Annotated in this window: 24 protein-coding genes; 19 read left to right on the top strand and 5 right to left on the bottom strand. The window is 58.2% G+C overall.

Going from position 1 to position 24,234, the window contains the following annotated elements:
• Window positions 1-5: 5 nt before the first annotated feature.
• The 11 genes from ctaF to RAE09_RS02325 all read left to right on the top strand — a co-directional run bounded on the left by ctaF (window position 6) and on the right by RAE09_RS02325 (window position 12,121).
• Complete coding sequence (gene ctaF / locus RAE09_RS02375; RefSeq protein ID WP_005328946.1) at window positions 6-437, top strand: aa3-type cytochrome oxidase subunit IV; 432 nt, start codon at window positions 6-8, stop codon at window positions 435-437.
• A 547-nt stretch (window positions 438-984) separates the two neighbouring features.
• Entirely contained in the window at window positions 985-1,596 is a 612-nt protein-coding gene (gene ctaE / locus RAE09_RS02370; RefSeq protein WP_430516378.1) for an aa3-type cytochrome oxidase subunit III, read from the top strand.
• A 53-nt stretch (window positions 1,597-1,649) separates the two neighbouring features.
• Window positions 1,650-2,537 (top strand): cytochrome bc1 complex diheme cytochrome c subunit, encoded by an 888-nt coding sequence (qcrC, locus tag RAE09_RS02365; RefSeq protein ID WP_250412999.1) that lies wholly within the window; start codon window positions 1,650-1,652, stop codon window positions 2,535-2,537.
• On the top strand, window positions 2,534-3,754 hold the full coding sequence (gene qcrA, locus RAE09_RS02360) for a cytochrome bc1 complex Rieske iron-sulfur subunit (RefSeq protein WP_005324466.1): 1,221 nt from the start codon (window positions 2,534-2,536) through the stop codon (window positions 3,752-3,754). The genes qcrC and qcrA overlap by 4 nt, the downstream gene beginning before the upstream one ends.
• Complete coding sequence (gene qcrB, locus RAE09_RS02355) at window positions 3,754-5,376, top strand: cytochrome bc1 complex cytochrome b subunit (protein WP_179386733.1); 1,623 nt, start codon at window positions 3,754-3,756, stop codon at window positions 5,374-5,376. Before qcrA ends, qcrB begins: the two co-directional genes overlap by 1 nt.
• Window positions 5,377-6,337: 961 nt before the next feature.
• Window positions 6,338-6,967 (top strand): C40 family peptidase, encoded by a 630-nt coding sequence (locus RAE09_RS02350; protein WP_005324468.1) that lies wholly within the window; start codon window positions 6,338-6,340, stop codon window positions 6,965-6,967.
• A gap of 114 nt (window positions 6,968-7,081) precedes the next feature.
• Entirely contained in the window at window positions 7,082-8,125 is a 1,044-nt protein-coding gene (locus RAE09_RS02345) for a C40 family peptidase (protein ID WP_005328943.1), read from the top strand.
• Window positions 8,126-9,229: a glycosyltransferase family 4 protein gene (locus RAE09_RS02340; protein ID WP_316980830.1), complete on the top strand. Its 1,104-nt coding sequence runs from the start codon at window positions 8,126-8,128 to the stop codon at window positions 9,227-9,229. It abuts the gene before it with no gap.
• A 38-nt stretch (window positions 9,230-9,267) separates the two neighbouring features.
• Window positions 9,268-10,200, top strand: a complete 933-nt coding sequence (locus RAE09_RS02335; RefSeq protein ID WP_200435430.1) for an ROK family protein — start codon at window positions 9,268-9,270, stop codon at window positions 10,198-10,200.
• Between the two features lie 23 nt (window positions 10,201-10,223).
• The gene (locus tag RAE09_RS02330) at window positions 10,224-10,964 is read left to right on the top strand and encodes a lysophospholipid acyltransferase family protein (RefSeq protein ID WP_316980829.1); all 741 of its coding nucleotides are present in this window, start codon (window positions 10,224-10,226) and stop codon (window positions 10,962-10,964) included.
• Between the two features lie 62 nt (window positions 10,965-11,026).
• Window positions 11,027-12,121 carry a hypothetical protein gene (locus tag RAE09_RS02325; RefSeq protein WP_050776594.1) on the top strand — a complete coding sequence of 365 codons (1,095 nt, stop codon included), beginning with the start codon at window positions 11,027-11,029 and terminating at the stop codon, window positions 12,119-12,121.
• Here the strand turns inward: RAE09_RS02325 and RAE09_RS02320 are convergent.
• Window positions 12,027-13,208: a glycosyltransferase 87 family protein gene (locus RAE09_RS02320; protein WP_316980828.1), complete on the bottom strand. Its 1,182-nt coding sequence runs from the start codon at window positions 13,206-13,208 to the stop codon at window positions 12,027-12,029. The two genes, RAE09_RS02325 and RAE09_RS02320, sit on opposite strands and share 95 nt — an antisense overlap.
• Before the next feature lie 74 nt (window positions 13,209-13,282).
• Between RAE09_RS02320 and RAE09_RS02315 the strand changes: the two genes are divergently transcribed.
• Both RAE09_RS02315 and RAE09_RS02310 read left to right on the top strand, forming a co-directional pair.
• Window positions 13,283-13,792, top strand: coding sequence for a polyadenylate-specific 3'-exoribonuclease AS (locus tag RAE09_RS02315; RefSeq protein ID WP_204611416.1), 510 nt, complete (start codon window positions 13,283-13,285; stop codon window positions 13,790-13,792).
• A gap of 44 nt (window positions 13,793-13,836) precedes the next feature.
• Complete coding sequence (locus RAE09_RS02310) at window positions 13,837-15,225, top strand: class II 3-deoxy-7-phosphoheptulonate synthase (RefSeq protein ID WP_316980827.1); 1,389 nt, start codon at window positions 13,837-13,839, stop codon at window positions 15,223-15,225.
• Here RAE09_RS02310 and RAE09_RS02305 read toward each other — a convergent pair.
• Complete coding sequence (locus tag RAE09_RS02305; RefSeq protein ID WP_316980826.1) at window positions 15,222-16,574, bottom strand: protein kinase domain-containing protein; 1,353 nt, start codon at window positions 16,572-16,574, stop codon at window positions 15,222-15,224. The two genes, RAE09_RS02310 and RAE09_RS02305, sit on opposite strands and share 4 nt — an antisense overlap.
• Window positions 16,575-16,584: 10 nt before the next feature.
• Between RAE09_RS02305 and RAE09_RS02300 the strand changes: the two genes are divergently transcribed.
• Window positions 16,585-16,989 carry an Rv2175c family DNA-binding protein gene (locus tag RAE09_RS02300; RefSeq protein WP_080970387.1) on the top strand — a complete coding sequence of 135 codons (405 nt, stop codon included), beginning with the start codon at window positions 16,585-16,587 and terminating at the stop codon, window positions 16,987-16,989.
• On the opposite strand, the gene RAE09_RS02295 is transcribed toward RAE09_RS02300, so the two are convergent.
• Genes RAE09_RS02295 through RAE09_RS02285 form a run of 3 tightly spaced genes read right to left on the bottom strand, consistent with a single transcriptional unit; the run spans window position 16,958 to window position 20,141 of the window.
• Complete coding sequence (locus RAE09_RS02295; RefSeq protein ID WP_316980825.1) at window positions 16,958-18,448, bottom strand: alpha-(1->6)-mannopyranosyltransferase A; 1,491 nt, start codon at window positions 18,446-18,448, stop codon at window positions 16,958-16,960. The genes RAE09_RS02300 and RAE09_RS02295 overlap by 32 nt on opposite strands.
• A gap of 8 nt (window positions 18,449-18,456) precedes the next feature.
• Window positions 18,457-19,536, bottom strand: a complete 1,080-nt coding sequence (locus tag RAE09_RS02290; protein WP_316980882.1) for a polyprenyl synthetase family protein — start codon at window positions 19,534-19,536, stop codon at window positions 18,457-18,459.
• 50 nt (window positions 19,537-19,586) lie between these two features.
• The gene (locus RAE09_RS02285; protein WP_005324493.1) at window positions 19,587-20,141 is read right to left on the bottom strand and encodes a GNAT family N-acetyltransferase; all 555 of its coding nucleotides are present in this window, start codon (window positions 20,139-20,141) and stop codon (window positions 19,587-19,589) included.
• 227 nt (window positions 20,142-20,368) lie between these two features.
• On the opposite strand from RAE09_RS02285, the gene RAE09_RS02280 reads away from it, so the two are divergent.
• The 5 genes from RAE09_RS02280 (at window position 20,369) to RAE09_RS02260 (ending at window position 24,186) form a co-directional block, all read left to right on the top strand.
• Complete coding sequence (locus RAE09_RS02280) at window positions 20,369-20,800, top strand: SAV_6107 family HEPN domain-containing protein (protein ID WP_204608338.1); 432 nt, start codon at window positions 20,369-20,371, stop codon at window positions 20,798-20,800.
• Window positions 20,801-20,909: 109 nt separating this feature from the next.
• Window positions 20,910-21,308 (top strand): DUF3040 domain-containing protein, encoded by a 399-nt coding sequence (locus RAE09_RS02275; protein WP_302258156.1) that lies wholly within the window; start codon window positions 20,910-20,912, stop codon window positions 21,306-21,308.
• Window positions 21,309-21,758: 450 nt separating this feature from the next.
• Complete coding sequence (gene mraZ, locus RAE09_RS02270; protein ID WP_005324499.1) at window positions 21,759-22,193, top strand: division/cell wall cluster transcriptional repressor MraZ; 435 nt, start codon at window positions 21,759-21,761, stop codon at window positions 22,191-22,193.
• Between the two features lie 158 nt (window positions 22,194-22,351).
• Window positions 22,352-23,392 (top strand): 16S rRNA (cytosine(1402)-N(4))-methyltransferase RsmH, encoded by a 1,041-nt coding sequence (gene rsmH, locus RAE09_RS02265; protein ID WP_302258155.1) that lies wholly within the window; start codon window positions 22,352-22,354, stop codon window positions 23,390-23,392.
• On the top strand, window positions 23,389-24,186 hold the full coding sequence (locus tag RAE09_RS02260) for a hypothetical protein (protein ID WP_225746719.1): 798 nt from the start codon (window positions 23,389-23,391) through the stop codon (window positions 24,184-24,186). The genes rsmH and RAE09_RS02260 overlap by 4 nt, the downstream gene beginning before the upstream one ends.
• The last annotated feature ends 48 nt before the right edge of the window (window positions 24,187-24,234 follow it).

Below are 24,234 nucleotides of genomic sequence, written 5' to 3'. Positions count from 1 at the left end.
ACACAATGCGTGCAACATCGAAAGTCTTTTACTCAATCGCGACGTACCTTCTTGTCTCGCTGATTGTCTACATCTTCGGCGTCACCTTCGTTAAGGACGATGGCTACCTCTACGGTGCCGAGTGGGTTGGCATCGTGGGCATGTTCCTCGCCTTCCTGCTGTGCATGATGCTGGGTGCTTACCTTCACTTCACTGATGACCGCAGCGACGTCCTGCCAGAGGATTGGGAAGAGGCAGAAACTGAAGATGCCGCTGGCATCCTTGGCTTCTTCTCCCCAGGCTCCATCTGGCCGCTGGCTATGACTGGCGCCATTGGCCTTCTTGGCTTGGGAATCATCTTCCTCTACTTCTGGCTGATTGCCCTCGGCGCTGTCTGCCTCATCGCAGCCTGCACCGGCCTGTCCCTGCAGTACGGCTTGCCGAAGGAAAAGCACTAATTCCTTGATGTAAAGGAATCCCTGCCTAAAACTTCTCCGCCCTCCTAGTCTTCATGGCTAGGAGGGCTTTGGCGATCTCGCGTCGTTCGCGCCGTCAGAAAGTTCCCGAAAGTTTCAAAAAGTTTTACCGGTGGGGGAGGGAGCACTGATTCTGCCGCATGTTCGCGATAACATTTCTTCTGCATTCGGGCACGTAAGACCCGATTTTTGCGGGGGTCGTTCGAAAGTTGTAAAGCAGGGCGTTTAGGGGGCGCGTGGAATGTGATTTATCTCTCCGGACAACAGAGGTGGGGCACACGGATTGGTGCATCGATAAGCGGGGGCTTCGGGAGTCTGGGGTGCTTCGGAATTTCAGGGTGGGGGCCGTCGTGTGGTGTCACCTGCAGTAATGGGGCGTCGGAAAGCGCGGCGAAAAGTTCCCGGTTGGAAAAATAAAGTTTTGAACCTATTCGTGCTGAACGTTTGCTGGACAAAGCGTCAAAAACGAATAGAGATAGCGGGGGGAATCGAGGTGACTTCAGCGCCCGGAACAGCCATAATGGCCACTGTGACGAGCGTAGTTTCTAACCAAGGTATGACAGCACCACGTGCTGCCTCACTGAACCGACCCAATATGGTCAGTGTGGGCACTATCGTGTTCCTGTCTCAGGAATTGATGTTCTTTGCCGGACTGTTCGCGATGTGGTTTACCTCGCGAGCAAACGGTCAGGAAGGCGATTGGGCGGAACACACCGCTCATATCAACCTGCCGATGGGTTTCCTCATCACGGCAGTGCTGATTTCATCTTCTGTGACCTCGCAGTTCGGCGTGTTTGCCGCAGAAAGGGGTGACGTTTACAAGCTTCGACTCTGGTACACCGTGACGTTGGTACTGGGCGTTGTGTTCCTAGGCATCATGGCGTTTGAGTGGACCGAGTTGATTCACGCAGGTGTGACTGTGCAGTCCAGCGTCTTTGGTTCGGTGTTCTACATCATCACCGGCTTCCACGCTGCGCACGTGACCGCGGGTCTGATTTCTTTTGCAATCATTCTCGCCCGCGTTGCTAAGTCCAAGTTCACGCCGGCACAGGCGACCGCAGCAATGGCAGTGTCCTACTACTGGCACTTCGTTGACGTTGTGTGGATCGGCGTCTTCACCGTTATTTACTTGGTCCAGTAGCACTGGCCAAGATCCCCAAACAGTCCTCCCGTGTTCGAGTTATCTAAAGGAAAATGATGGATAACAATTCGCAGTCCGTGGCAGTGGAGCAGACCACTGCGGCGGCTAAGAAGACCCGCCGTCGCCGCAAGGCGAAGCGCACCCTTGCCGGTGGCTTCGCTTTGGCGATTGGCCTGTCCGGTGCGGGCGTCTTGGCTTCTGCCTTGACCCCGGACGCACAGGTCGCCACGGCGGAAAAAGATGACCAAGCCCTCGTCCAAGAGGGTAAGGACATCTATGACACCGCTTGTATCACCTGCCACGGTGCCAATCTGCAGGGCATCGAAGGTCGCGGTCCGTCCCTCGTTGGTATCGGTGCTGGCTCCGTGTACTTCCAGGTGCACTCCGGCCGTATGCCGATGATGTCTAACGACGCCCAGGCAGAGCGTAAGGCTCCTCGCTACACCGAGCAGCAGACTCTGGCCTTGGCTGCATATGTTGCAGCCAACGGCGGCGGCGCAGACATTGTCTACGACGACGACGGAAGCGTTGCTCAGGAATCGCTGCGTGGTGCTAACTACAATGGCGAAATCCAGGCAGAAGACGTAGCGAAGGGCTCCGAGCTCTTCCGCATGAACTGCGCTTCCTGCCACAACTTCACCGGCCAGGGCGGCGCCCTGTCCTCCGGTAAGTTCGCTCCGGAGCTGGCTCCGGCAAGCGAGCAGGAAATCTACCAGGCAATGCTGACCGGTCCGCAGAACATGCCTAAGTTCTCCGACCGCCAGCTGACCGCAGACGAGAAGAAGGACATCATTGCCTACCTCAAGTCTGCAAAGGAAACTCCTTCCCCAGCAGGTTGGGACCTCGGCGGTCTTGGCCCAGTAGCGGAAGGCCTGGCAATGTGGATTATCGGCATTAGCGCCCTGTGCGCTGCCGCTATGTGGATTGGATCGCGCTCATGAGCAATGTGAAGAAGAATTACACTAACGCTGAGCTCGACAAGATGAGCAACGATGAACTCGCTGCTCTTGGTACCGAGCTCGACGACGTCACCGTTGCGTTCCGTAAGGAACGTTTCCCGGTTGAAGGTGACCCGGCTGAAAAGCGCGCTGGACGTAACGTTGCTATCTGGTTGTTCCTGTCCGTCATCGGAGGCCTCGGATTCCTCGGCGTTTACCTGTTCTGGCCGTGGCAGTACAAGCAGCTAGGGGAGGAGGGCCACATTTGGCACACCCTCTACACCCCTCTGCTGGGTATTACTGCAGCCCTCGCAATTTGCGGCTTGGGCATCGCCATCGTTCAGTACGTTAAGAAGATTCTCCCTGAGGAGATCTCCGTTCAGCGTCGTCACGACGGTCCTTCCGAAGAAGTTGACCGCCGTACCCTGACCGCTCTTCTGAACGATTCTTGGAAGACCTCCACTCTGGGTCGCCGCAAGACCGTTCAGGGTCTGTTGGGCGGCGCCGGCGTTCTGTTCGGTCTTACCGTGATTGCTCCGCTGGGCGGCGCAATTAAGAACCCTTGGAAGGTTCGCCACAATATGAACTATGCCGGTGACGGCACTCTGTGGACTTCCGGTTGGACCATGCACAATGAAGGCGTCAAGCTCTACCTGGCGCGCGACACCGGTACTATCGCCGAGAAGCACTCTGGCGAAACCGGTGAGCACTACAGCACCAAGGGTGTTACCCGCTTGGTTCGTGTGCGCCCGGAGGATCTGGCGGCAGGCGGCATGGAGACCGTCTTCCCGCTGGCAGAAGAAGACGTTAACGATGGCGACAAGTACGATGCCGAGCGCGATGTCTACGAGCACCACATGCACTCGATTCACGGCAACCGCAATGCGGTCATGCTGATTCGCCTGCGTCATAATGACGCTCAGAAGGCAATCGAGCGCGAAGGTCAGGAAGACTTCCACCACGGCGATTACTACGCCTACTCCAAGATCTGTACCCACATCGGTTGCCCGACCTCTCTGTATGAGGCGCAGACCAACCGAATCCTGTGCCCGTGCCACCAGTCGCAGTTCGACGCTTTGCACTACGGCAAGCCGGTCTTCGGCCCGGCTGCCCGTGCACTGCCACAGCTGCCTATCACGGTGGATGACGAGGGCTACCTCGTTGCACAGGGCAACTTCATTGAGCCTGTCGGCCCGGCATTCTGGGAGCGTAAGTCATAATGAGCAATAAACTCGCCCAAATGGGCAACAACATGGATGAGCGCTATAGCGCCGCCGGCGTGCTGAGGACTCAGCTGAACAAGGTCTTTCCGACCCACTGGTCCTTCATGCTCGGTGAGATGGCGCTATACAGCTTCATCATTCTTGTACTGACCGGTATCTACCTGGCGCTGTTCTTCGACCCTTCCATCACCAAGGTCATTTACGACGGCACCTATGCACCGCTTAACGGTGTAGAAATGTCCCGCGCATATGCCACCGCGCTGGATATTTCCTTCGAAGTTCGTGGTGGCCTGTTCGTGCGCCAGATGCACCACTGGGCAGCTTTGCTGTTCATGATGTCCATGGTTGCGCACATGCTGCGCATCTTCTTCACCGGCGCATTCCGTCGTCCGCGTGAGGCAAACTGGATCATCGGTTGCGCACTTATTCTGCTGGGCATGATCGAGGGCTTCCTTGGTTACTCCCTGCCGGACGACCTGCTTTCCGGTGTTGGTCTGCGAATCATGTCGGCCATCATCCTGGGCCTGCCGATTATCGGCACCTGGCTGCACTGGGCAATCTTCAGCGGTGACTTCCCGTCTGACCTGATGCTGGATCGTTTCTACATCCTGCACGTTCTGGTTATTCCGGGCATCATCCTTGGCCTGATTGCAGCCCACCTGATTATGGTTTGGTTCCAGAAGCACACCCAGTTCCCTGGACCGGGTCGTGCAGAGAACAACGTGGTTGGCGTCCGCATTATGCCGGTCTTCGCCACCAAGGCTATTGGTATGGGCATGATGGTTGCTGGCGTACTGGCGCTGATGTCTGGTCTGCTGACCATCAACGCCATCTGGACGCTTGGACCTTATAACCCATCCCAGGTTTCCGCTGGTTCTCAGCCGGATATTTACATGCTGTGGACTGACGGTGTTGCCCGTGTCATGCCGGCATGGGAGCTCTACCTCGGTAACTACACCATTCCTTCCGCGTTCTGGGTAGCTCTGCTGTGTGGCCTCATGGTCGTCCTGCTTATGTCTTACCCGTTCTTGGAGAAGAAGTTCACCGGTGACGATGCACACCACAACCTACTGCAGCGTCCGCGCGATGTTCCTACCCGCTCCGCTATTGGTGCGGCTGCCATCGTGTTCTTCCTGCTGGTTACCCTGTCCGGTGGTAACGACCACGTGGCACACTTCTTCCAGATTTCGCTGAACGCAATGACCTGGGTTGGTCGTATCGGCCTCATCGTGCTGCCACCGATTGCGTACTTCATGACCTACCGCATTTGCGTTGGTCTGCAGCGCTCTGACCGTGAGGTGCTGGAGCACGGTATTGAAACCGGCGTTATCAAGCAGATGCCGAATGGTGCCTTCATTGAGGTTCACCAGCCACTCGGCCCGGTTGACGCCGATGGTCACCCGGTTCCGCTCGAGTACGCAGGCGCTCAGGTGCCGAAGCAGCTCAACCAGCTTGGCTTTGCGGACTCCGAGACTCAGGGCACCTTCAGCCCTGATGATCCGGCCCTCATGCACCGAGTACACGAAATCCACTCGGATAACCACGACGAGGAAGCGGAGATGTTCCGCCGCCTCAACGAGGCTAACCGCCGTGAGGACGAGGAAAACGGCCGCATCTAACCGCTTTTCCTGAGGACTTCTCGAAACACGCTCACAGACCCGCCCTTGCTCCTATTAAAGGAGCAAGGGCGGGTCTTGCGTATGTAAAGATCAATTCCGAACCCAGTCCTTATTCTTCTAGCTGCAACAAGAGATTTTGAAGGGGGAGCTGTTGCGCTTCTGTGAGTCTTTATGAATCTTGAAGCATTTGAAGGGCTGCTGCTGAAGCTTGTTGTGTAGTCGGTTTAGTACGTGTTCTGGTGCGCGAATTGTCGGTGGTTAGTGGTTCTCTCATGCTTTGTAGCTTTAGGAGCCTAGTGCGTGGGCTCAGATGGGTGTGGATGCCGGAAGTCTTTGTTTGCTGGAAGCACGTTTCGCTCGTCGATTGAGCGCGTTAGGGGGCGTCGGAAAGCGGTTTAGCTAGAACCACCGCAAGGAAAGGCGGCAAAGCGGGGCGCAGTTGCGATGAAAACTAGGCTCTAGGCGTGCGGTAGAGGAGTCAATTGGTGGGGAAGAAGGGGCTGCCAAAATGTCTTAGTGCTGAAAGTCACAATTTAGAATTCTCTTAATTGTTAAGCGTTTTCTTAGTAAGGGTAATTCTTGGTCGGGTGTCTGTCATCCTCTGTCGTTTGTGCAGCTTGTGACCTTAAAGCCTCTAATTCTGGTGGGAACTAGCGTCCGTGTGGAGGTTAAATCTCGACAAGGTCAACGGAAGGTAACGAAGCGATAACAAACGTTATCTTGGTGTCGCGAATGGACATTGCTTGTGATGATTTCGTAACCTATTCGAGACATTGAGTTACCGCCCGAAAAGGTGCTCAATCTAAACAGAAGAATTACAGCGCCGCATCTGGCCCCTCCTACTGAGGGGCCGAGCGGAGGAAATCCTAAAGGAACGGATTCCCAACGAACGCTAGTCCCCCAGGGTCAGAGCTTCCTTTATAAGGGGAGTAGGCGCGCAGGAAGATTTGGAGTTTTACTCATGGCACAGCACCGTCGTCAGGGCATGAAGAACACCCGTCGCATCGCATCTACTGCAGCACTGGCTGCAACCGCCGCCGTCGTCGCACCGGGCGTCGCACAGGCAGCAGAGGTCGTCGTACCTAATACTGACTACCGCTTTGAGGTAGCAGGTCTGGAAAACGTCCCGAACATTGACCAGGTTCCGAACATCGACCGCTACGTTCCGTCCCTGGGTAAGGTTTCTAACCAGCAGAACACCAACTACGCAGCAGCTGGCCACAAGCAGGCCGCTCCGGCACAGCAGACCGTTGGCCAGAAGGCACTGGCTGCAGCACGCTCCGTCATCGGCTCCCCGTACGTATACGGCGCCGCTGGCCCGAACGCCTTTGACTGCTCCGGTCTGACCAGCTGGGCATACGCTCAGGCTGGCAAGCAGATTCCGCGTACCTCTCAGGCACAGGCTGCCGCCGGTACCCCGGTACCGCTGGATCAGCTGCAGCCGGGTGACATCATTGCTTACTACGGTGGCGCTTCCCACGTTGGTATCTACACCGGCCACGGCACCATCATCGACGCCCTCAACTCCGGCGTCCCAGTTCAGGAGCGCGACCTGAACTACATGCCGATTCACTCCGCAGTTCGCTTCTAAGAAGCAGCGGATCTAGCCCTCCCCTTCGCGGGGAGGGCTTTGTCGTGCATTAGGGGGTAAAACCCGCTATAGTTAATACGATTTCTAAAATTTTCTTAGTCTAAGGGTCCTTACGTGTCTAAACGAGTACTTCCTGCAGCTGCACTTGTGGCGGCTCTTGCTGTTTCGTCGGTTTCTGGGATTTCGCAGGTTGTTGCGCAGGAGGCGGCTCCACAACAGGAGAGCGCCACCGAAGATGTGGACGCCTTGGTAAAGCGCGTTGGCGAAGTTGCGCGCAAGGTTTCTGCCAAGAATGAAGAAGTAAAAGAGCTCGAGGTCAAGCTCGAGGAAAAGCAGGCTGAGGTTGCTGAATCTGAGCAGGCCGCCGCTGAGGCACAAACGCGTGCGGACGATGCGAAGGGCGATGTTTCCACCCAGCAGGACCGTGTCAACGGCATCGCACAGTCGCGCTACCGCGGTGATTCCCGTTCGGCAGTGTCTGGGGCCTTGGCAGCGGAAGATCCTTCCGATGCCGTAGAGCGCATGGGCTACCTCGGCGCGCTTTCCCGCAAGGCCCAGCGCACTCTTGATGCAAAGGCTAATGCCGCTTCCATGGCGGAAGAGGAAAAGCATAAGGCTGCCGACGCCGCCGCGAAGGTGCGCGAGGAAAAGAAGGCGCTGGAAGAGCAGCGCGAGGAGCTCCTCAAGGAGAAAGAGGAGCTGGAAAAGCAGCAAAAGGACATCGAAAAGCAGGTGGACGCCCTCGATGAACAGCAGCGCGAGGCCTGGGAAGGCCAGTTCGGCGGATCTGATAAGCCGGATATGGATTTGGGCGAGGTCGCAGACGGCGCTGCTTCCGCAGCGTTGTCGAAGCTGGGCGCCCCATATGGCTGGGGTGCGGCTGGCCCCGATCAGTTTGACTGCTCCGGCCTGATGTTCTGGGCATATCAGCAGATCGGCAAGTCCATTCCGCGTACGTCCCAAGCTCAGATTGCCGGTGGCACATCGGTACCGCTGGAAGACCTACAGCCGGGCGATATCGTGGGCTATTACCCGGGAGTAACTCACGTGGGCATGTACATCGGTAATGGCCAGGTAGTCCATGCCTCTACCTATGGCGTGCCTGTTCAGGTGGTACCGCTAAAGTCCATGCCGATTACCGGAACGGCGCGGTACTAAGTGGCCCGCGTTCTGCTGGTAACCAATGACTTTCCGCCCAAGATTGGCGGCATTCAGTCTTACCTGCGCGATTTCGTAGCAACCTTAGACCCGCGCGACGTCGTGGTCTTCGCCTCAACCCAGGAATCGCCGGCGGAATTCGATGCTGGGGTGGACTACAAGGTCATTCGCTGGCCTCGCCGCGTGATGTTGCCGACGCCCGCCACGGTGCGTCGGATGCAGGAGATCATCCGCGCAGAAAATATTGACATCGTATGGTTTGGTGCAGCCGCGCCCCTTGCTTTGATGGGCAAGGCCGCAAAGGAGGCGGGGGCGACCCGTGTGGTAGCTACGACGCACGGGCACGAAGTGGGGTGGTCAATGGTGCCCGTTGCTCGGCAGTGCCTGCGCCGCATTGGTGACAATGCTGACGTGATTACCTATATTTCCGACTACACCCTACGTCGGTTGCGTCGACCATTTGGACCGAATCCGCGCTGGGAGCACCTGCCTTCCGGAGTGAGCGTGGAAGGTCTTTCTCCAGCCACGCCGGAGCAACGCGCAGCGGCGAAGGCAGAGTTCGGGGTCAGCGGGCCGACCATCGTCTGCATTTCGCGGTTTGTCCCCCGTAAGGGGCAAGACCAGCTGCTCCGCGCTATGCCTCTAGTGCGTGAAGAATTCCCGGATGCACGGCTACTGCTTATAGGCCGCGGACGCTATCGCTCGGCCCTAGAGCAACTGGCGGAAATGTACTGCCCGGACGCAGTGATCCAAGAAGCAGAAAGCATTGAGACTGCTTTGCACGCAGCGGATGTTTTTGCCATGCCGGCACGCACCCGTGGCGGTGGGTTAGACGTCGAGGGCTTGGGAATCGTGTATTTGGAGGCCCAAGCGTGCGGCCTGCCAGTTATCGCCGGAGACTCCGGAGGAGCACCGGAGACGATGACGGGGGAGACGGGGGTCGTCGTCAAGGGCGCCTCTGTGCCGGAACTAGCTGAAGCGTTGAAAGCTCTCCTGGCCGACCCGCAGCGTAGGCTGCGCATGGGGCAGGCGGGGCGTCGCCATGTGGAAGAGAATTGGACGTGGCGGATAATGGGGCAGCGATTGCGGCAGCTGATGTCTTGATGTGACCCTAACCCGGTTGTCGGTATATTCTGTTATGCATGCTTAAGAACAACTCCGCCGATCTGACTATCGGCTTCGACGTCGGTGGCACCAACGTGCGCGGCGGAGTGATCACTCGGGAGGGTGAGATTCTCGCGAGCCGCACGGTTCCTACTTCCATGGACGCCGAGCAGCTGGAAGCGGATATCGTGGGCATCGTCGATGAGCTACGCGGCGACTATGAGGTGGACGCCGTTGGCCTCGCCTTGGCGGGATTTTTGGATCCTACGTGTGAGGTAGTGCGCTTCGCCCCGCACCTTCCCTGGCGGCACGCTAATGTCCGGGAATCGCTCTCGCAGAAGCTCGGTATGCACGTGCGGTTGGAGCATGATGCAAATTCCGCCGCGTGGGGTGAGTGGTGCTTTGGCGCCGGCCGTGGAGCGGAGGATTGGGTTTTCTTTGCGGTAGGAACAGGTATCGGTGCCACTCTGATGACGCATGACACCATCTACCGCGGCGCGTTTGGCACCGCGCCAGAATTTGGTCATATCGTGGTAGTCCCTAATGGTCGGCAGTGCTCCTGCGGTAAGCGCGGCTGCTTGGAACGCTATGCCTCCGGCACCGCGTTGCCGGATACCTGCGCCGATTTGCGTGGGAGCTATGAAACCTCGCTGCCGGCTGAGCCCACCGGTAAGGAAATTACCCAAGCGGCGCGCCGTGGAGATCCGCTTGCCGTAGCGGTAATGGAAGACTTCAGCCGGTGGCTGGGCCAGGGCCTATCCATTGTTGCTGATGTTTTGGATCCGGAGCTCATCGTGCTCGGCGGCGGCGTATCCCAAGATGCGGACCTCTACCTCGAGGGCGCTGCCCAAGCCATGGGGCAGGATATTGTCGGGGCAGGGCATCGCCCCCTCGCACGTGTTGCCACCGCAGAATTAGGGTCGGCAGCGGGTATGATTGGCGTAGCCGATTTGGCCCGCAGCGGCCGTTAAAACTAACAAAGGACGACCTGGCGATGAAAAACAAGTGGTACTGGGCTTTTAAGCACATCTTCTTCGGACCCGCCCTGCGAGTATGGAATCGCCCGTGGACCGAGGGCATCGAGAAAATCCCCGCTGAGGGTCCTGCGATTTTGGTGTCGAATCACCAGGCCGTCATGGATTCCTTCTTCTTTCCTTTGGTGTGCCCGCGCCAGATCACGTTTCCGGCTAAGTCGGAATACTTCACCACTCCGGGTCTTGTCGGCAGCCTGCAAAAGTGGTTCTTTACCTCGGTAGGCCAGGTCCCCATTGAGCGCGATAGCGAGGACGCAGGCGACGCCATCGTGGAAACCGCAGAGGGTATTTTGTCCCGCGGCGATCTCTTCGGTATCTATCCGGAAGGAACTCGTTCCCCAGATGGCCGTGTGTACAAGGGCCGTACCGGCATGGCGCGCATCGCCATGGAGACTAATCAGCCAGTATTTCCCATTGCGATGATCAATTCGCGCAAGGCCAATCCCATTGGCTCGTGGATTCCCCGTCCATTTAAGGTTGGCGTGCGGGTAGGAGACCCCATTTGGCCGCATGAGTGGGCCAAGGAGCGCGGGATGAATCCGGCCGAGCATGAGACTATCCGCGCCTTCACGGATTTTGTGATGCGCGATTTGGCCGAGCTGAGCGATAAGCCTTATGTTGATGTGTACGCCTCCGATGTGAAGGCTTCGCTTAAAGCCGGCCATGGTTACCCCGCCGGCGCCGAATACAAGGGGAGGTAATCACTATTCCCAAGGCCCGCTTAGCTTGGCCAGATACCGCTAAAGGCGTATCCATTATCGGCGTGGTGCTCTTGCACGTCACGCTGGTGGTTCCGGAAGGTGAGCTAACGTGGTTGGCTGACCTAAACATGTGGCTGGACCCGCTCCGCCTACCCTTGTTTTTCCTCGTATCCGGCTATTTCTCTACCAAGATCTTTCGCTATTCTTTCAGCGAGCTTTTTACCCGCCGCCTTTGGTTTTTTCTCGTGCCCTATACGGTGTGGATGACCGTTGAGCTGTGGACTAAGCGCATCGAGTACCACTGGGTATTTGGTGATCCCTATCTGCAGCTTACGGATCTGCTCTATAACCTGCTGCTGGGCCATACCATGGCGTGGTTCATTCACGCGCTTATCTTTTTCAATATATTTTTGTGGGCCGTACGCAAGTTGCCCGCGTGGGCAGGCATTGGCCTGAGCTTTGCACCGCTGCTGTTTATAGCGTGGCAGGATCATTACTACTTTATTGGCAAGGCAATCATGTTCTTGCCCATCTTCGTCGGTGCGGCCTATCTCCGCGGGCCTATTACGCGGTTTGCCGACGCCGCCGAAGCACCCTTCAAAGGCACCTTCCGCAAGGGCTCTATGTGGGCATATGGCGCGGCAATCATCAGCTACATCGCGGGACTAACCATCCGGCACACCTGGAATTCCGTCGAAGGCGAGGTAGCGGTGCAGTGGCCTCTGCCAGGCGGGGACATTCTTGGCCGAGGCGATCTAGACCTGTTGATCCGCTTTGCGGAGCAGACGCTTGAAACCCCAGCGGGCATTGTTGGTGCTGTCCTTATTAGCCATATTCCGGCTCTGTCCACTTTTGTAAAGTTCGTGGGCCGGCATACCCTGCCCATTTACTTGGCCCACCCAATCGGCATGACGCTGGGGTACGGCTTCTTCATGGCCCACCGCGATTATGTGGTGAGCCTTGCTGGCCAGTGGCCGATGGAAAACACCTGGTTCTGGATCGGAATGTGCTTCTTCTACTCCGCAGCGGCATCGGTAGCGCTCTGGGTCCTCGGGAAGGTCCCTATCCTTGGCTGGACGCTGGTTCCGCCGCGGATTGATAAGCGCCGGCCCGTCGTAGAGCCAATGGTAGCGAGCAAAGAACCAGCAGAGCGGTAACGATGGCGTAGTCATTGCCCACGATGTGCTGCCACCATGCCCAGTCCAGCTCTTGCTCATTGGCATGGGGGACAAGCCAATGACCGCGGGCCAAAAGCGCCAGCCACGTCAGCGCACCGAGCACCCAGTGGCGCTGCGCCACTAGCAGCACACCCGCCAATACCAGCCAGGTGAAGTGGTGTGACCATGACACCGGCGAGCACAGGAGCGATACTGAAGCGGCCAGCAGCATGAGTACCGCCTGGTTCTCGTGGGAGAGGCGCTCCATGGCAAACCATACGATGGCAACGACGAGGACGACGGCCACAAGCCACAGCTTTTCAGCGTGGTCGGGGGCTAGGCGGCTAAAGAAACCGCGCAGGGATTGGTTGGAGCTATAGGCAAGTCCACCGATGCGGTTGGAATCGCGCAGCGTTTCGCTCCAGTACTGGATGGAGCTATGCGGATTGCAGGCGAAGGCGATGAGTCCGGCTGCCAGGAAGGAACCGAGGGCGCTGAAAAATGCGCGCCATTCGCGGCGAACGAAAAATACGGCGAGAAATACCGCAGGGGTGAGCTTGATCGCCATAGCGATGCCGGTAAGCACGCCCCTGCCGCGTCCGGGGCGCAGCCAGAGGATATCGACCACGACGAGTGCGGTGAGCAGGATGTTGACCTGCCCGAAGCTAAAGGTCTCCGTTACCGGCTCCGTAAGCATTGCCGCTAGCAGCGCCCAGCCTGCCCAGCCAGGGCAATCAACGGCGCGCAGAACCAAGGCTATGCAGCCCCACAGCGCAAGAAAGGAGGCGACAGATACGAGGATGCTCGCCGCGGTGAGGGGAATCCAGCTCAGCGGGGCAAAGAGCAGCGCCGCAAAGGGCGGATAGGTGAAGGGAAGAGAGACATCGCGATTGCTGCCAACGAGGTAGTCCTTGGCATAGAGGTCGCTGCCAAAGCCGGTCCCGCCTTCGCGGTAAACATCCAGGTCAATGTGGTAATACGTGGAAAAACGGCCGGAGAAAAGCTCCGGGATATCAATGAGCCACCAGAGGGCCACGAGGGCAGAGAGGCACAAGGGCAAAGCAGTAAACCACAAAGATTTCTTCACGCCAGAAGTGTACAACCGTCTCTTTAAGGGGCCAATTTATCGCCGCAGACTAGGCGGCGCTAGGCTTGGGAGACGTGCGCTACTTCTATGACACCGAATTTATCGAAGATGGACAAACCATTGAATTGGTCTCCATCGGCATCGTCGGTGAGAATGGCAGCGAGTACTACGCCGTGTCTACGGATTTCGATCCGTCCAAGGCCAATTCTTGGGTCAAAGACAATGTATTGGCCAAGCTGCCTAGCCCGCGGGACCCAGTGTGGAAACCTCTGGAGACCATTCGCGCGGAGGTCTTCGAGTTTCTTACCCAGAGCTCAACCCCGGTAGAGCTGTGGGCGTGGGTGGGCGCGTATGATCATGTGGTCTTGGCGCAGCTGTGGGGCGATATGGCCGGATTGCCTAAGCGCATGCCACGCTATACCCGCGAGCTGAAGCAGTACTGGGAGTTTGCGGGGCGTCCTAGCCTGCCGGCTGTGCCTAAGGGCAATCACGATGCGCTTGTCGACGCCCGCCATAACCTCGCCAAGTTCCGTGCCTGCGCCCAGGTGCTTCCGCTGTCTAAGGGCAATAGAATTAATATCTAAAATTTAACTAACGCGCGATAGGCGCTTGATGGTTAAATAGCAGTGTGAGTTGGACAGTAGATATTCCGCAAGGCGTTCTCCCAGACCTCCCGCCATTGCCCGCCGGCATCGACGAGGTCTTCCAGGACGTCATCAAGCGTGACGCAAAGCAGCAGCCCAGCTGGGATACTTCCCAGGCCGATAACGTGCGCAAGATTCTCGAGTCTGTGCCACCCATCGTGGTTGCGCCGGAGATCGAGGCGCTCAAGAAGAAGCTGGCAGACGTTGCCTTGGGTAACGCCTTTTTGCTGCAGGGCGGCGATTGCGCGGAGACCTTTGAGTCCAATACTGAGCCGCATATCCGTGGCAATGTGAAAACGCTGCTGCAGATGGCCGTGGTGTTGACCTACGGCGCATCCGTTCCCGTGGTTAAACTCGGCCGCATCGCTGGCCAGTACGCCAAGCCACGTTCTTCTGATACGGACTCCAATGGTTTGCTGAACTACCGCGGTGACATTGTCAACGCCGTGGAGCCGACCGATGAGGCTCGTCGCCACGACCCAGCCCGAATGATCCGCGCTTACGCGAACTCTTCGGCGGCAATGAACCTCGTGCGTTCTTTGACCTCTTCCGGCACTGCGGATCTCTACCGCCTGCATGAGTGGAACCGCGAGTTCGTGCGCAAGTCCCGCGCTGGTGCCCGCTACCAGGACTTGGCCCGGGAGATTGAAAACGGCTTGAACTTCATGAATGCCTGTGGCGTGCACGATGACACCCTGCGCTCGGCCGATATCTACTGCTCGCACGAGGCGTTGCTGAAGGACTATGAGCGCTCCATGCTGCGCTTGGGCCAGGACAATAACGGCGATACCAAGCTCTACGATCTCTCCGCACACCAGGTGTGGATCGGTGAGCGCACTCGTGGCATCGAAGATTTCCACGTGAACTTTGCGGCGATGATTGGTAACCCAGTGGGCATCAAGCTGGGACCGGGCGTCACCCCGGAGCAGGCCGTGGAGTACGCGGAAAAGCTGGACCCGAATCGCGAGCCGGGGCGCCTGACCATGATCTCGCGCATGGGCCACGATAAGGTGCGCACGGTTCTGCCTGCCATTGTCAAGGCGGTGGAAGACTCCGGCCACAAGGTGGTATGGCAGTCCGATCCGATGCACGGCAATACCTTCACCGCCTCCAATGGCTACAAGACTCGCCACTTTGACAAGATTGTGGACGAGGTCCAAGGCTTCTTCGAGGTGCACCGTGAACTGGGCACCCACCCGGGTGGCGTACACCTTGAGTTCACCGGTGAAGACGTCACCGAGTGCTTGGGCGGCGCCGAGGACATTACCGACGTGGATCTGCCGGGCCGCTACGAGTCGGCTGTGGATCCGCGCCTAAATACGCAGCAGTCGCTCGAGCTGTCCTTCCTTATCGCGGAGATGCTACGTAACTAGATCCACAGGTGCGGCGTCATGCCGTAGAGCGAGGAGCCGAACCACCACCCGCCGATAGCCACTGCGCCCACCGCAATCGCGACCACTACTAAGTACAGCACTAGTGATAGCGGATTGCGGTTGGTCAGCGGACGCTCGGCGGGTTCTTCATGTGCGCTTTGGACCGGCTGCTCGGGGGCAGGGGCAGGTACCGGCGCAGGGGCAGAAGCAGCCGCCGGTGCGAATGGTTCGATTGGGGGCTCGGTCGCGGAATACGGCTGTGCCTGGGGGCGTGACATTGATTGCGGCTCCGGTTCAGGAGCGGCCCCGGCCTGTGGCAAATCCAGTTTCGTCTCGAAGCTAAGTCGCTGCGGCGGGATGACTTCAGTCGGGCCGCCGTCGAGATGCTCCGTTTCACCCTGAGGAATGCTGCGGGTGGGTTCGAAAATTTCCGTGGCTCCGGTGCCCGAAAAATCCGTGGGTGCTTGTGCCGTGCGCGCCGCGGCAGCGTTCCTTGGCACGGGGATGGTCACGTCCGGAAGATCGAGCTCTCGGCATACATCATCGAGCGCCTCGAGGAATTCTCCGGCGTCGGCGAAGCGCTCGCGGGGATCGCGGGCGGTGGCGGTGGCCACGAGGGCGTCGACAAGCTTGGGCACCCCAGAAATCCGCGAGGACGGCGCGGGGACGTCGGAATCCAAGCGGGCAGTGGCGTGCGCCAGGGGAGTATCCCCCGAAAAAGGAACGGTGCCGGTAAGAAGCTCGAAGAGGACAATGCCGGCTGAATAGACATCAGAGGCCGGTGTAATTTCTTCGCCCGTGACCTGCTCCGGGGCGAGGTAGGATACGGTGCCCACAATCATGTCCGAGGTAGCCTCGGCATTGGTGGCACGCACCAGCCCAAAATCGCCCACCTTTACCCGGTGATGGGAGGTAATAAGCACATTATCGGGCTTGATGTCGCGGTGGATGAGCCCGGTCGAGTGCACCTCTTCCAAGCCGCGCAGCACATTGCGCAGGGTAGAGGTGGCCGCCTGCACCGGAAAGGGGCCGCCCTCGGCCAGTAGCTCGCGTAGCGTACCGCCGTCGATGAGCTCCATGATGAGATAAATGGGCTCGCCTTCGGCGGAAAAATCGTGAATAGCCACGAGATTGGGATGCTGCAAGCGGGCCATGGCGCGAGCCTCGCGAGAAAAACGCTTGATAAAGACCGGGTCATCGGAATAGCGCTCGTCCATGACCTTGGCCGCGACCGCTCGCCCCAGCCGCATGTCCACGCAGCGATAGACGGTAGACATGCCACCGCGGGCAATGGGGCGATCGATCCGGTAACGATTCTCCAGAACGTCACCAATTTCCAACCTAGTCATGCTTCCCAGTATGGCCGATCATCTAGCCCGCGTTAAAGTAGAAAACGTGACTAACCAAGAAAAATCCCTCGATTCCTTGCTCGCTAACGAAGAACTGCTCAGCATGCAGCAGGTGGCAGAAAAGCTAGACCTACCCATCACGCGCGCTTATGACCTGCTCCAGGACCGAAAGTTCATTGCCTGGGATTCCCCAGAAGGAAAGCGCGTACCTCTGGCCTTCTTCAACGACAAGGGTGTGATTGCCAAGCATGTAACTGCCGCAATTACCGTGTTGACAGACGGCGGCTATAAGGACGACGAAATCTTCAAGCATCTCTTTACCGAGGATGACTCGCTGCCGGGCCGCCCGATCGATGCCCTGCACGGTCACCTTGCCCGCGAGGTTATTCGGCGCGCGCAGGCTGCCGCTTTTTAGGCACGCCTTCAAAGATCCACTGGGTGGCAAACCACGCCACCACAATCATGCCGATCACCCAGAACCAGTTGTAGAGCTGGTGATTGCCATCGCCGGAGAACGAGACGCCAATAAACAGGGCCACGCCGGTGGTGAATTTGATGAGCCAGAGCGGCGGCCGGAAGGTGCCCATCAGGGTAAAGATAGAGGCGTAGTACCACGGCAGGGTCACGGCATTGAAAACAAAGGCAACTTGGTACGCGGCCGCGGTGCCCATAATGGCGTCGCGGTTGTCCTTGCGGCAAAGCCACCACACCGCCACCAGCCCAATGAGCATGCAGGCCATGGCGATGCTGCGCAGGACGGCCAGGATGGCGTTATAGGATGCATCCGGCATAAATATTTGTACCGCTGGGAAGATAATATCGGTGGCCAAGGTGGGACCTGCCAGCGGGTTAATCACCTTGGAATTGCCGCTTACCTGCGATAGCCAGCCCCATGACGTGCCGGAAACCCACGTGATGAAGGCTACTGCGGCGATGATTTCTGTCACTGCGGCGATGCCAGATAGCACAAAGACAGCAAGTTGTCGCCACTTACTGGAGCCCTTGGGAGCGTAGTGGTGGAGCATCAACCATACGATAAACGGTGCCGCAATAACCGCAGTTGCCTTCATAGCCACGGCCGTGCCCACGAGGAGGAGGGCGGCGTGGAAGCGCTGATGCAATGCCGCTAGCAGGCCGATAGACACGAGCCCCACCATGAGCGACTCATTATGCATGCCGCCGATAAGGTGCACGATAATAACTGGATTAGCTACACCAAGCCACAGTGCTACCGCCGGATCAGCACCGAGTTTGCGGGCGATGTGGGGGATTGACCAAGCGATGGTAACAAACCCAAGCAGAGAAAGAATCTTATAGATCACCACGCCTGCAGTGACGTTATCGCCTACCAGGCTGGTGACCAGTTCTCCTATCCACAGGTGGAGGGGACCATAAGGTGTGGTGGTATTGCGCCAATCTTGTGATACCTCAAGGAGGAAGGGGCCGGGGTTAACGGCGGCCCCTTCGGTATACGGATCGAAGCCATCGCGAACCATTGCACCTTGCATAAGGTAGGAATACACATCGCGTGAGGCCAATGGTCCGGCTAATAAAAGGGGAGCTACCCAGGCGATGAGAATGCGCTGGATGTCCCGCAAGCCGCCCTCGGGGAGAGGATTTTTGAGCTGCGGGCGAATGATGGTGCGCCCAGCAAGCACCCACGCTGCGGCTAAGAGGAAAATACCCACCCAGTACAGCGCGAGGCCGAGATTGCGCCCGTGCCCATAAGACAAGAAGCCAATATTTAATGCTTCGAGGAGTCCTCCACGGTTGCGGGTGGCGCCGCCAGAAAAGGACGCGAGCAACAAGATGCAGGAGGCAGATAGCCCCAGCGGCAGCGCGCGTGGAATGGGAAAAGAGTACGTCTTTGCCACGGGACAACCTACTTGCGGCGAGCAGTGGCCTTGATCGCCAACTGCTCTAGGGCTTCGGTCACCGCGGGATCCACCTGTGCGGCGCGCAGGTGCTGCAGGCCCGATTGCGTTAGGGCATCGATGCGGCGCTCAATTTCTTCTGGTGCGCCCGAATCAGCGATGATCTGGGCCAAGCGCGATAGCTCCTGGGGATCTGAGGTGCGGCCAATGAGCTTGCGCAAGGTAGCAGCAGCTTGTGGATCAGACTCATCCGCGCGCTGGAGCGCTAGCGCCAAAAGTTCGGTTCGCTTGCCTTCGCGCAGATCATCACCGGCAGGTTTGCCGGTTACCGCGGGATCGCCAAAAACACCCAGCTGATCGTCGCGCAACTGGTAGGCAATGCCAATATCGTGCCCATAGCCGCGGAAGGCTGCGATAAGTTCCTCGCTCGCACCGGCGATGGCGGCGCCCAAGTGCAGCGGGCGTTCAATGGTATAAGCGGCCGTCTTATAGCGGTTGACGGAAATGGCCAGCTCTACCGATTCGGAACCTGCCGCCTCCAAAGAGATATCCAAGAGCTGCCCGCCGATAACCTCAGTGCGCATGCCGCGCCACGGGCTGCGGGCACGGTGCAAAGCGGCCGCACTCAGGCCGGAATCTTGGAACATGTCCTCTGCGTACACCAGCGCTAAATCGCCCACCAAGATTGCTACGGAGGTGCCGAAGAACTCTGGGTCTCCCAAGTATTCCGATTCGCGGTGCAGCTTTTCGACGCCCCGGTGCACCGTAGGATTGCCGCGACGGGTATTGGAAGCATCGATAATGTCATCGTGGATAAGGGCGCAGGCCTGGATAAATTCCAAAGAGGCGGCCGCGCGGAGCATAGCCGCGGGATCTTCTTCTCCTCGACCTGCGGCAAGGTAGCCCGCCCAGGCATAGGTAGGCCGTACTCGCTTGCCGCCGTCAAGCACGAAGGATTCCAAAAAACTCACGGCCTTGGTTACAGGGGCGCCAATTGCGGCCACCTGCTCTCGGCGTTGATCGAGAAAGGTGGCGAGTTCCTCGCGCACCGCACCGGGGATGTCCGCAAGCTCAGGAATATTCTGCATAGTCACACCCCACACGATACCGGCTAGGTTGCGCAAGAAATAACAGAGGTTTACAGCGGCAGGCTCGCGCCCAATATGGCAAAGGGGCGGGAATCGGCGGGGTAGAGATGATCACGGAGGACATCGAAGAAGCCAGCGGCTCTATAAAGGCGGAAGGCGCCATTATCCTCGTTCGGCACCTCGGGTGTGGACAACAGTGCGTAGCGCGCCGGGGCATTCCATAGCAATCCCTCTAATAGTTTTCTGCCTAGGCCGTGCCCCTGGTACTGCGGCAAGACGTGGATCTCTGCCAACTCAAAGTAGTTGCGCACAATATCCCACTGCTCTTCGGTGGGCCCGCCTTGTAGTCGGAGCCCCCGGCGAAGCTCAGTGTCCCACCAGCTATCTGGGGAGCCTAAGAAGCCGTAGGCCACTCCAACGATGCCATTGTCATGGGTGACAATCTGCGCGCTGAATCCGGGGCGGGTCACGTCATTTCGCCAGCTTGAGATGCGGCTATGCAAGATCGCGGGATTGTAGTGCATTGCCTCGATGTAGATTTCCACCAACTGCGGGGCTAGCAGGGAGAATTCCGGCGGGGTTAGGCGGCGAATTTCAAAGCTCACACTTCCTATGACACCAGATGTCTGTAGCGGAGGGAAAGCGAGGCTCACTCCGTTCTTCGAAAGCCGCAATAGGGAATCGAACAAGCGGGCTGCAGTTAAGTTGTGGCCTGCAATTAACGTTGATCAAATCGAACAGGTGAACTATTATCAAGGGTGGAATGTCTGGCGGCTTGCTTAGGGTCGGGGGCAGTTCAACGACGTTATTTATTTAGTTAAGGGCAAAGACAATGGCACAGATTATTTCGGCAACCCGTACCCGTTCTCTTGGGCGAGAAGGCGGCAAGCGGGCACGGTTCCTCTTTCAAGCACGAGAATTATTAGACGCGGCGCGCGGTTATGCGGCTGAGGGGCGATTCGATCAAGCCTTGGAGGTGGCGTACCAATCGGCTCTACGTACTGCTGGCGCACGAGTAGCTGCATCTGTAGTGGCTCGGCGCCGCCGCCTTCCCTCCAGTGCATGGGATCGTTTAGCGCTCGTCGGTGTGGAAGACAAGCGGTGGGCTGAATCCTTTAAGGGATATTCGCGGACTCGTGCGCGCGTGTCTTCGGGGCTGGATGAAGCGCCGAGCGAGGAATATGTTTATGGCCTCATGCAGCATGCCGCACAATTTTTGGATGAAAGTGAGGCGGGGACTACTTTCGGCTCTTTTGCTGCGTAGTCACTCCGTGGGGGCGCTCACTACCTTTTGGGGAACATGCTGATTATTCTGGGCGTTAATATAGATAGAACTATTACCGCCCGAAGCTCAATCCCTAGTTGGAGGAACAGTGTCCCTTTCCGAGCAGGAGCAGCGCACGCTCCGTGAAATTGAGGAATCGTTACTTGCTGACGATCCTAAGTTTGGCGCTTCCGTTTCTGAGCCTACGTCGTTTGGTGGATCTGGCGGTGCGGTAACCCTCCGAGGTGTAGCGCTCGTTGTCGTTGGGCTGTGCATGCTTGTCGGCGGTGTTGCTCTCGCGCAGCAAAGCCTGTGGTTTATCGTGCTTTCTATCGCGGGCTTTTTGGTGATGTTTGCCGCCGGCGTGTGGATGCTGCGCGGAGATGGATCTGGGCATTCTGCTCAGGGTTATTATTCCGGCGCTCGTGCAAAGAAGTCCGCGTCCCGCAGTGGTGGAGTCAGTGGCAAGTTGGAGGAAAACTTCCGTCGCCGCTTTGAGGAGCGTTAGCGCTTTTTCATTTAGTTCGCCCCGGTTGGCCCAGTGAGGGTCAACCGGGGCATTTTTGTATCTCGCCAAAATTCCCCACTTTGCCCCACGGATGAGGCGCTGGGTGGGCAATGGTGGGGTGGTTGCCCCATGGACTTAGCTAAAAGTCCTTGATAACACAGCATATGGGGTTGGTGTGCGGAGTGAGGCTCATTATGTTGGTGTTGCGGGTGGGGTGAAAGAGGTGGTTGCGGCAGGCTGTCAAGGCCTTTCGTGGGATTTCTTCCCACTGGAAAAACTGCTATCTAGCTGCAGGTAATCGAGGGCAATCTGCGGGACACGCCGCTTTAAGTGGGTTAGGTGGGGGAAAGTGGGGTAGAGTGGGGCGCAGCGGAGGAAAGAGGGGCTCAAGGGTCTCGATTCTGAAGTAAGAGAATCCGGAGTTTTCGAGTAAGGAAGGTGGACGCCGGGATGTTTCTCGGAACCTACACTCCGAAGCTCGATGACAAGGGACGTCTTACGCTTCCGGCAAAGTTTCGCGATGAACTCGCGGGTGGCCTCATGGTCACCAAGGGGCAGGACCACTCGCTGGCCGTGTACCCACGGGAGGAATTTGCGGCACGCGCGCGGAAGGCTGCGGCGGTTTCTCGAACCAACCCAGAAGCACGTGCTTTCATTCGTAACTTGGCAGCAAGTGCGGACGAACAGCGGCCGGATGGGCATGGGCGCATTACGTTGTCTGCGGGGCATCGGGAATATGCCAACTTGTCCAAGGAGTGCGTTGTGGTTGGCTCTGTGGACTTTCTCGAAATTTGGGACGCAGCCGCGTGGGCTGAGTACCAGTCGCAAACTGAAGATGCTTATTCGGCAGCAGATGCTGATGACGTGCTGGCGGGCTTGCTCTAAGTCTGCACAAGAGTGCGTGTAAGGACTCTGTCCGAGGCGGATGATTCTGGTGTACTTCCCCGATATCAGAAACCTGCCTCGGACAGGGCCCTATACGCACTCGCATGCTTTCCACCACTGGAAGTCAGGGAATTTGAGAAAGGGGGTTGCGGGGAGACATGGCTACCAAAGACCTAAATTATGATGTGGCCGAAAACCACGGCCACGTGCCGGTCATGCGCGAGCGCATGGCTGATCTCCTGCGCCCCCAGGTAGAAGCGGCGGGGGATAAGGCAGTGCTTGTCGACGCCACCTTGGGCGCCGGTGGCCACACCCGCTACTTCCTGGAATCTTTCCCCAAGGCTCGAGTCATTGGCGTTGACCGCGATAAGCAGGCGCTGCGCAATGCAACCGAACGTCTTGCGCCCTACGGCGATCGCTTCGTTGGCGTTAATGCACGATTCGATGAGCTGGGCAGCGCCATCGCGGAAGGGGAGGGCGATATCTTTGATTCGGCTCGCTCTGTAGGCATTGCCGGCGCCCTTTTTGACCTTGGTGTTTCCTCAATGCAGCTAGACCAGGCTGACCGCGGATTCGCTTATAAGGCGGATGCACCGCTGGATATGCGCATGGACCCTTCGCAGGGGATTACTGCGGCGGATGTACTCAATACCTATTCGCACGGTGACTTGGCTCGCGTCCTCAAAACCTATGGTGATGAGCGTTTCGCGGGAAAAATTGCCTCCGCCGTGTTGAAAGAGCGCGACAAGGAGCCTTTCGAGAACTCCGCGCGGCTCGTTGAGCTGCTCTATGATGTCATTCCCGCTGCGACCCGCCGTACCGGAGGGCACCCCGCCAAGCGCACCTTCCAGGCGCTGCGGGTTGAGGTCAATCGCGAGTTGGAAGCTATTGAAAATGTCCTGCCGGTTATAACCCAAGCGCTTTCGGAAGGCGGCCGTGCCGTATTCATGAGCTACCAATCTTTGGAAGACCGCATCGTTAAAGCAGCCTTCAAAGAACTGACTACGTCCAAGACGCCGGCTGGGTTGCCGATGGATCTGCCAGGCACCGCGCCGAAGTTCAAGATCGTTACGCGCGGGGCGGAAAAGGCCTCTGAAGAGGAAATCGCGGAAAATTCGCGAGCCGCGTCGGTGCGTGTTCGTGCCATCGAAAGACTCGAGGGAATGCCAGAATTTCTACCGCCGGGAGGCAGGCAATGAGCACCATCCCACGCCGCAACCACCTAAAGACTGACAGCCGCGACAGAGAGGCCACTCGCACCATGGGCGCCAGCCGAGACTTCACCACCGGAATCGATACCGGAGCCCCGACGGCGCTGCGCGAGCGTCCCAGCACTAAGCGTGCCCCGAGCCGCACTCGCGTGCCGCACCGCAGCACTAAGCGACTGGGTTCGAAGCAGGTGGTTAGCTTCCGCGGCCGTCAGCTGCAGCCGCAGACGAAGAAGAACGGGCTCCTTACCCGGTTGGGTGTCATTTCCCTCACGCTGCTTATCGTCGGCGTGGCTTTGGCCATGTGGCTGTCGGGTCTGTCTACCAAGCAAACCTTTGCCATCCAGCAGCTGACCGTGCAGGATTCCCAACTGGATAACCAGATTGAGACCCTCAACCGCGATGCGGAGAATCTCAGCTCTTCTGCTGATATTGCGCGCCGCGCGGATGAAATGGGAATGGCTATTCCCAAGCAGCCGGGTATTGCGGAAGTTGGCGGCGATGGAAAGATCGTCGACAAGCGCGAAGGCACCCCGGATACCGAAAAGCTCATTGATGTCAACGGTGAACCAATCCGCCCGGGCCAGGCTTCTAGCGACCCAAAGGATACGGAGGGGATGTCGGATTCCCTCAATGCCGTGCCACAGGGACAGCAGCGCACCAGCAATGGTGGCGATGCCGGCGACCGCAACTCGGACCGTGAGACCAGCGATGCCGGTGCCGCCCAGGAGAATGCGCGACCTAACCTTCCGGCCCGTGCGCCGTATGCCAGCCGCGCCGAGTAGCTAGGGAAGAATAATCGGTGAAAAAGATGATGCTCGCGCGTGGTGGCG

The organism is Corynebacterium tuberculostearicum (assembly GCF_032821615.1).
Lineage (GTDB): Bacteria > Actinomycetota > Actinomycetes > Mycobacteriales > Mycobacteriaceae > Corynebacterium > Corynebacterium tuberculostearicum_H.
This window is presented reverse-complemented; position numbering and strand designations above follow the sequence as displayed.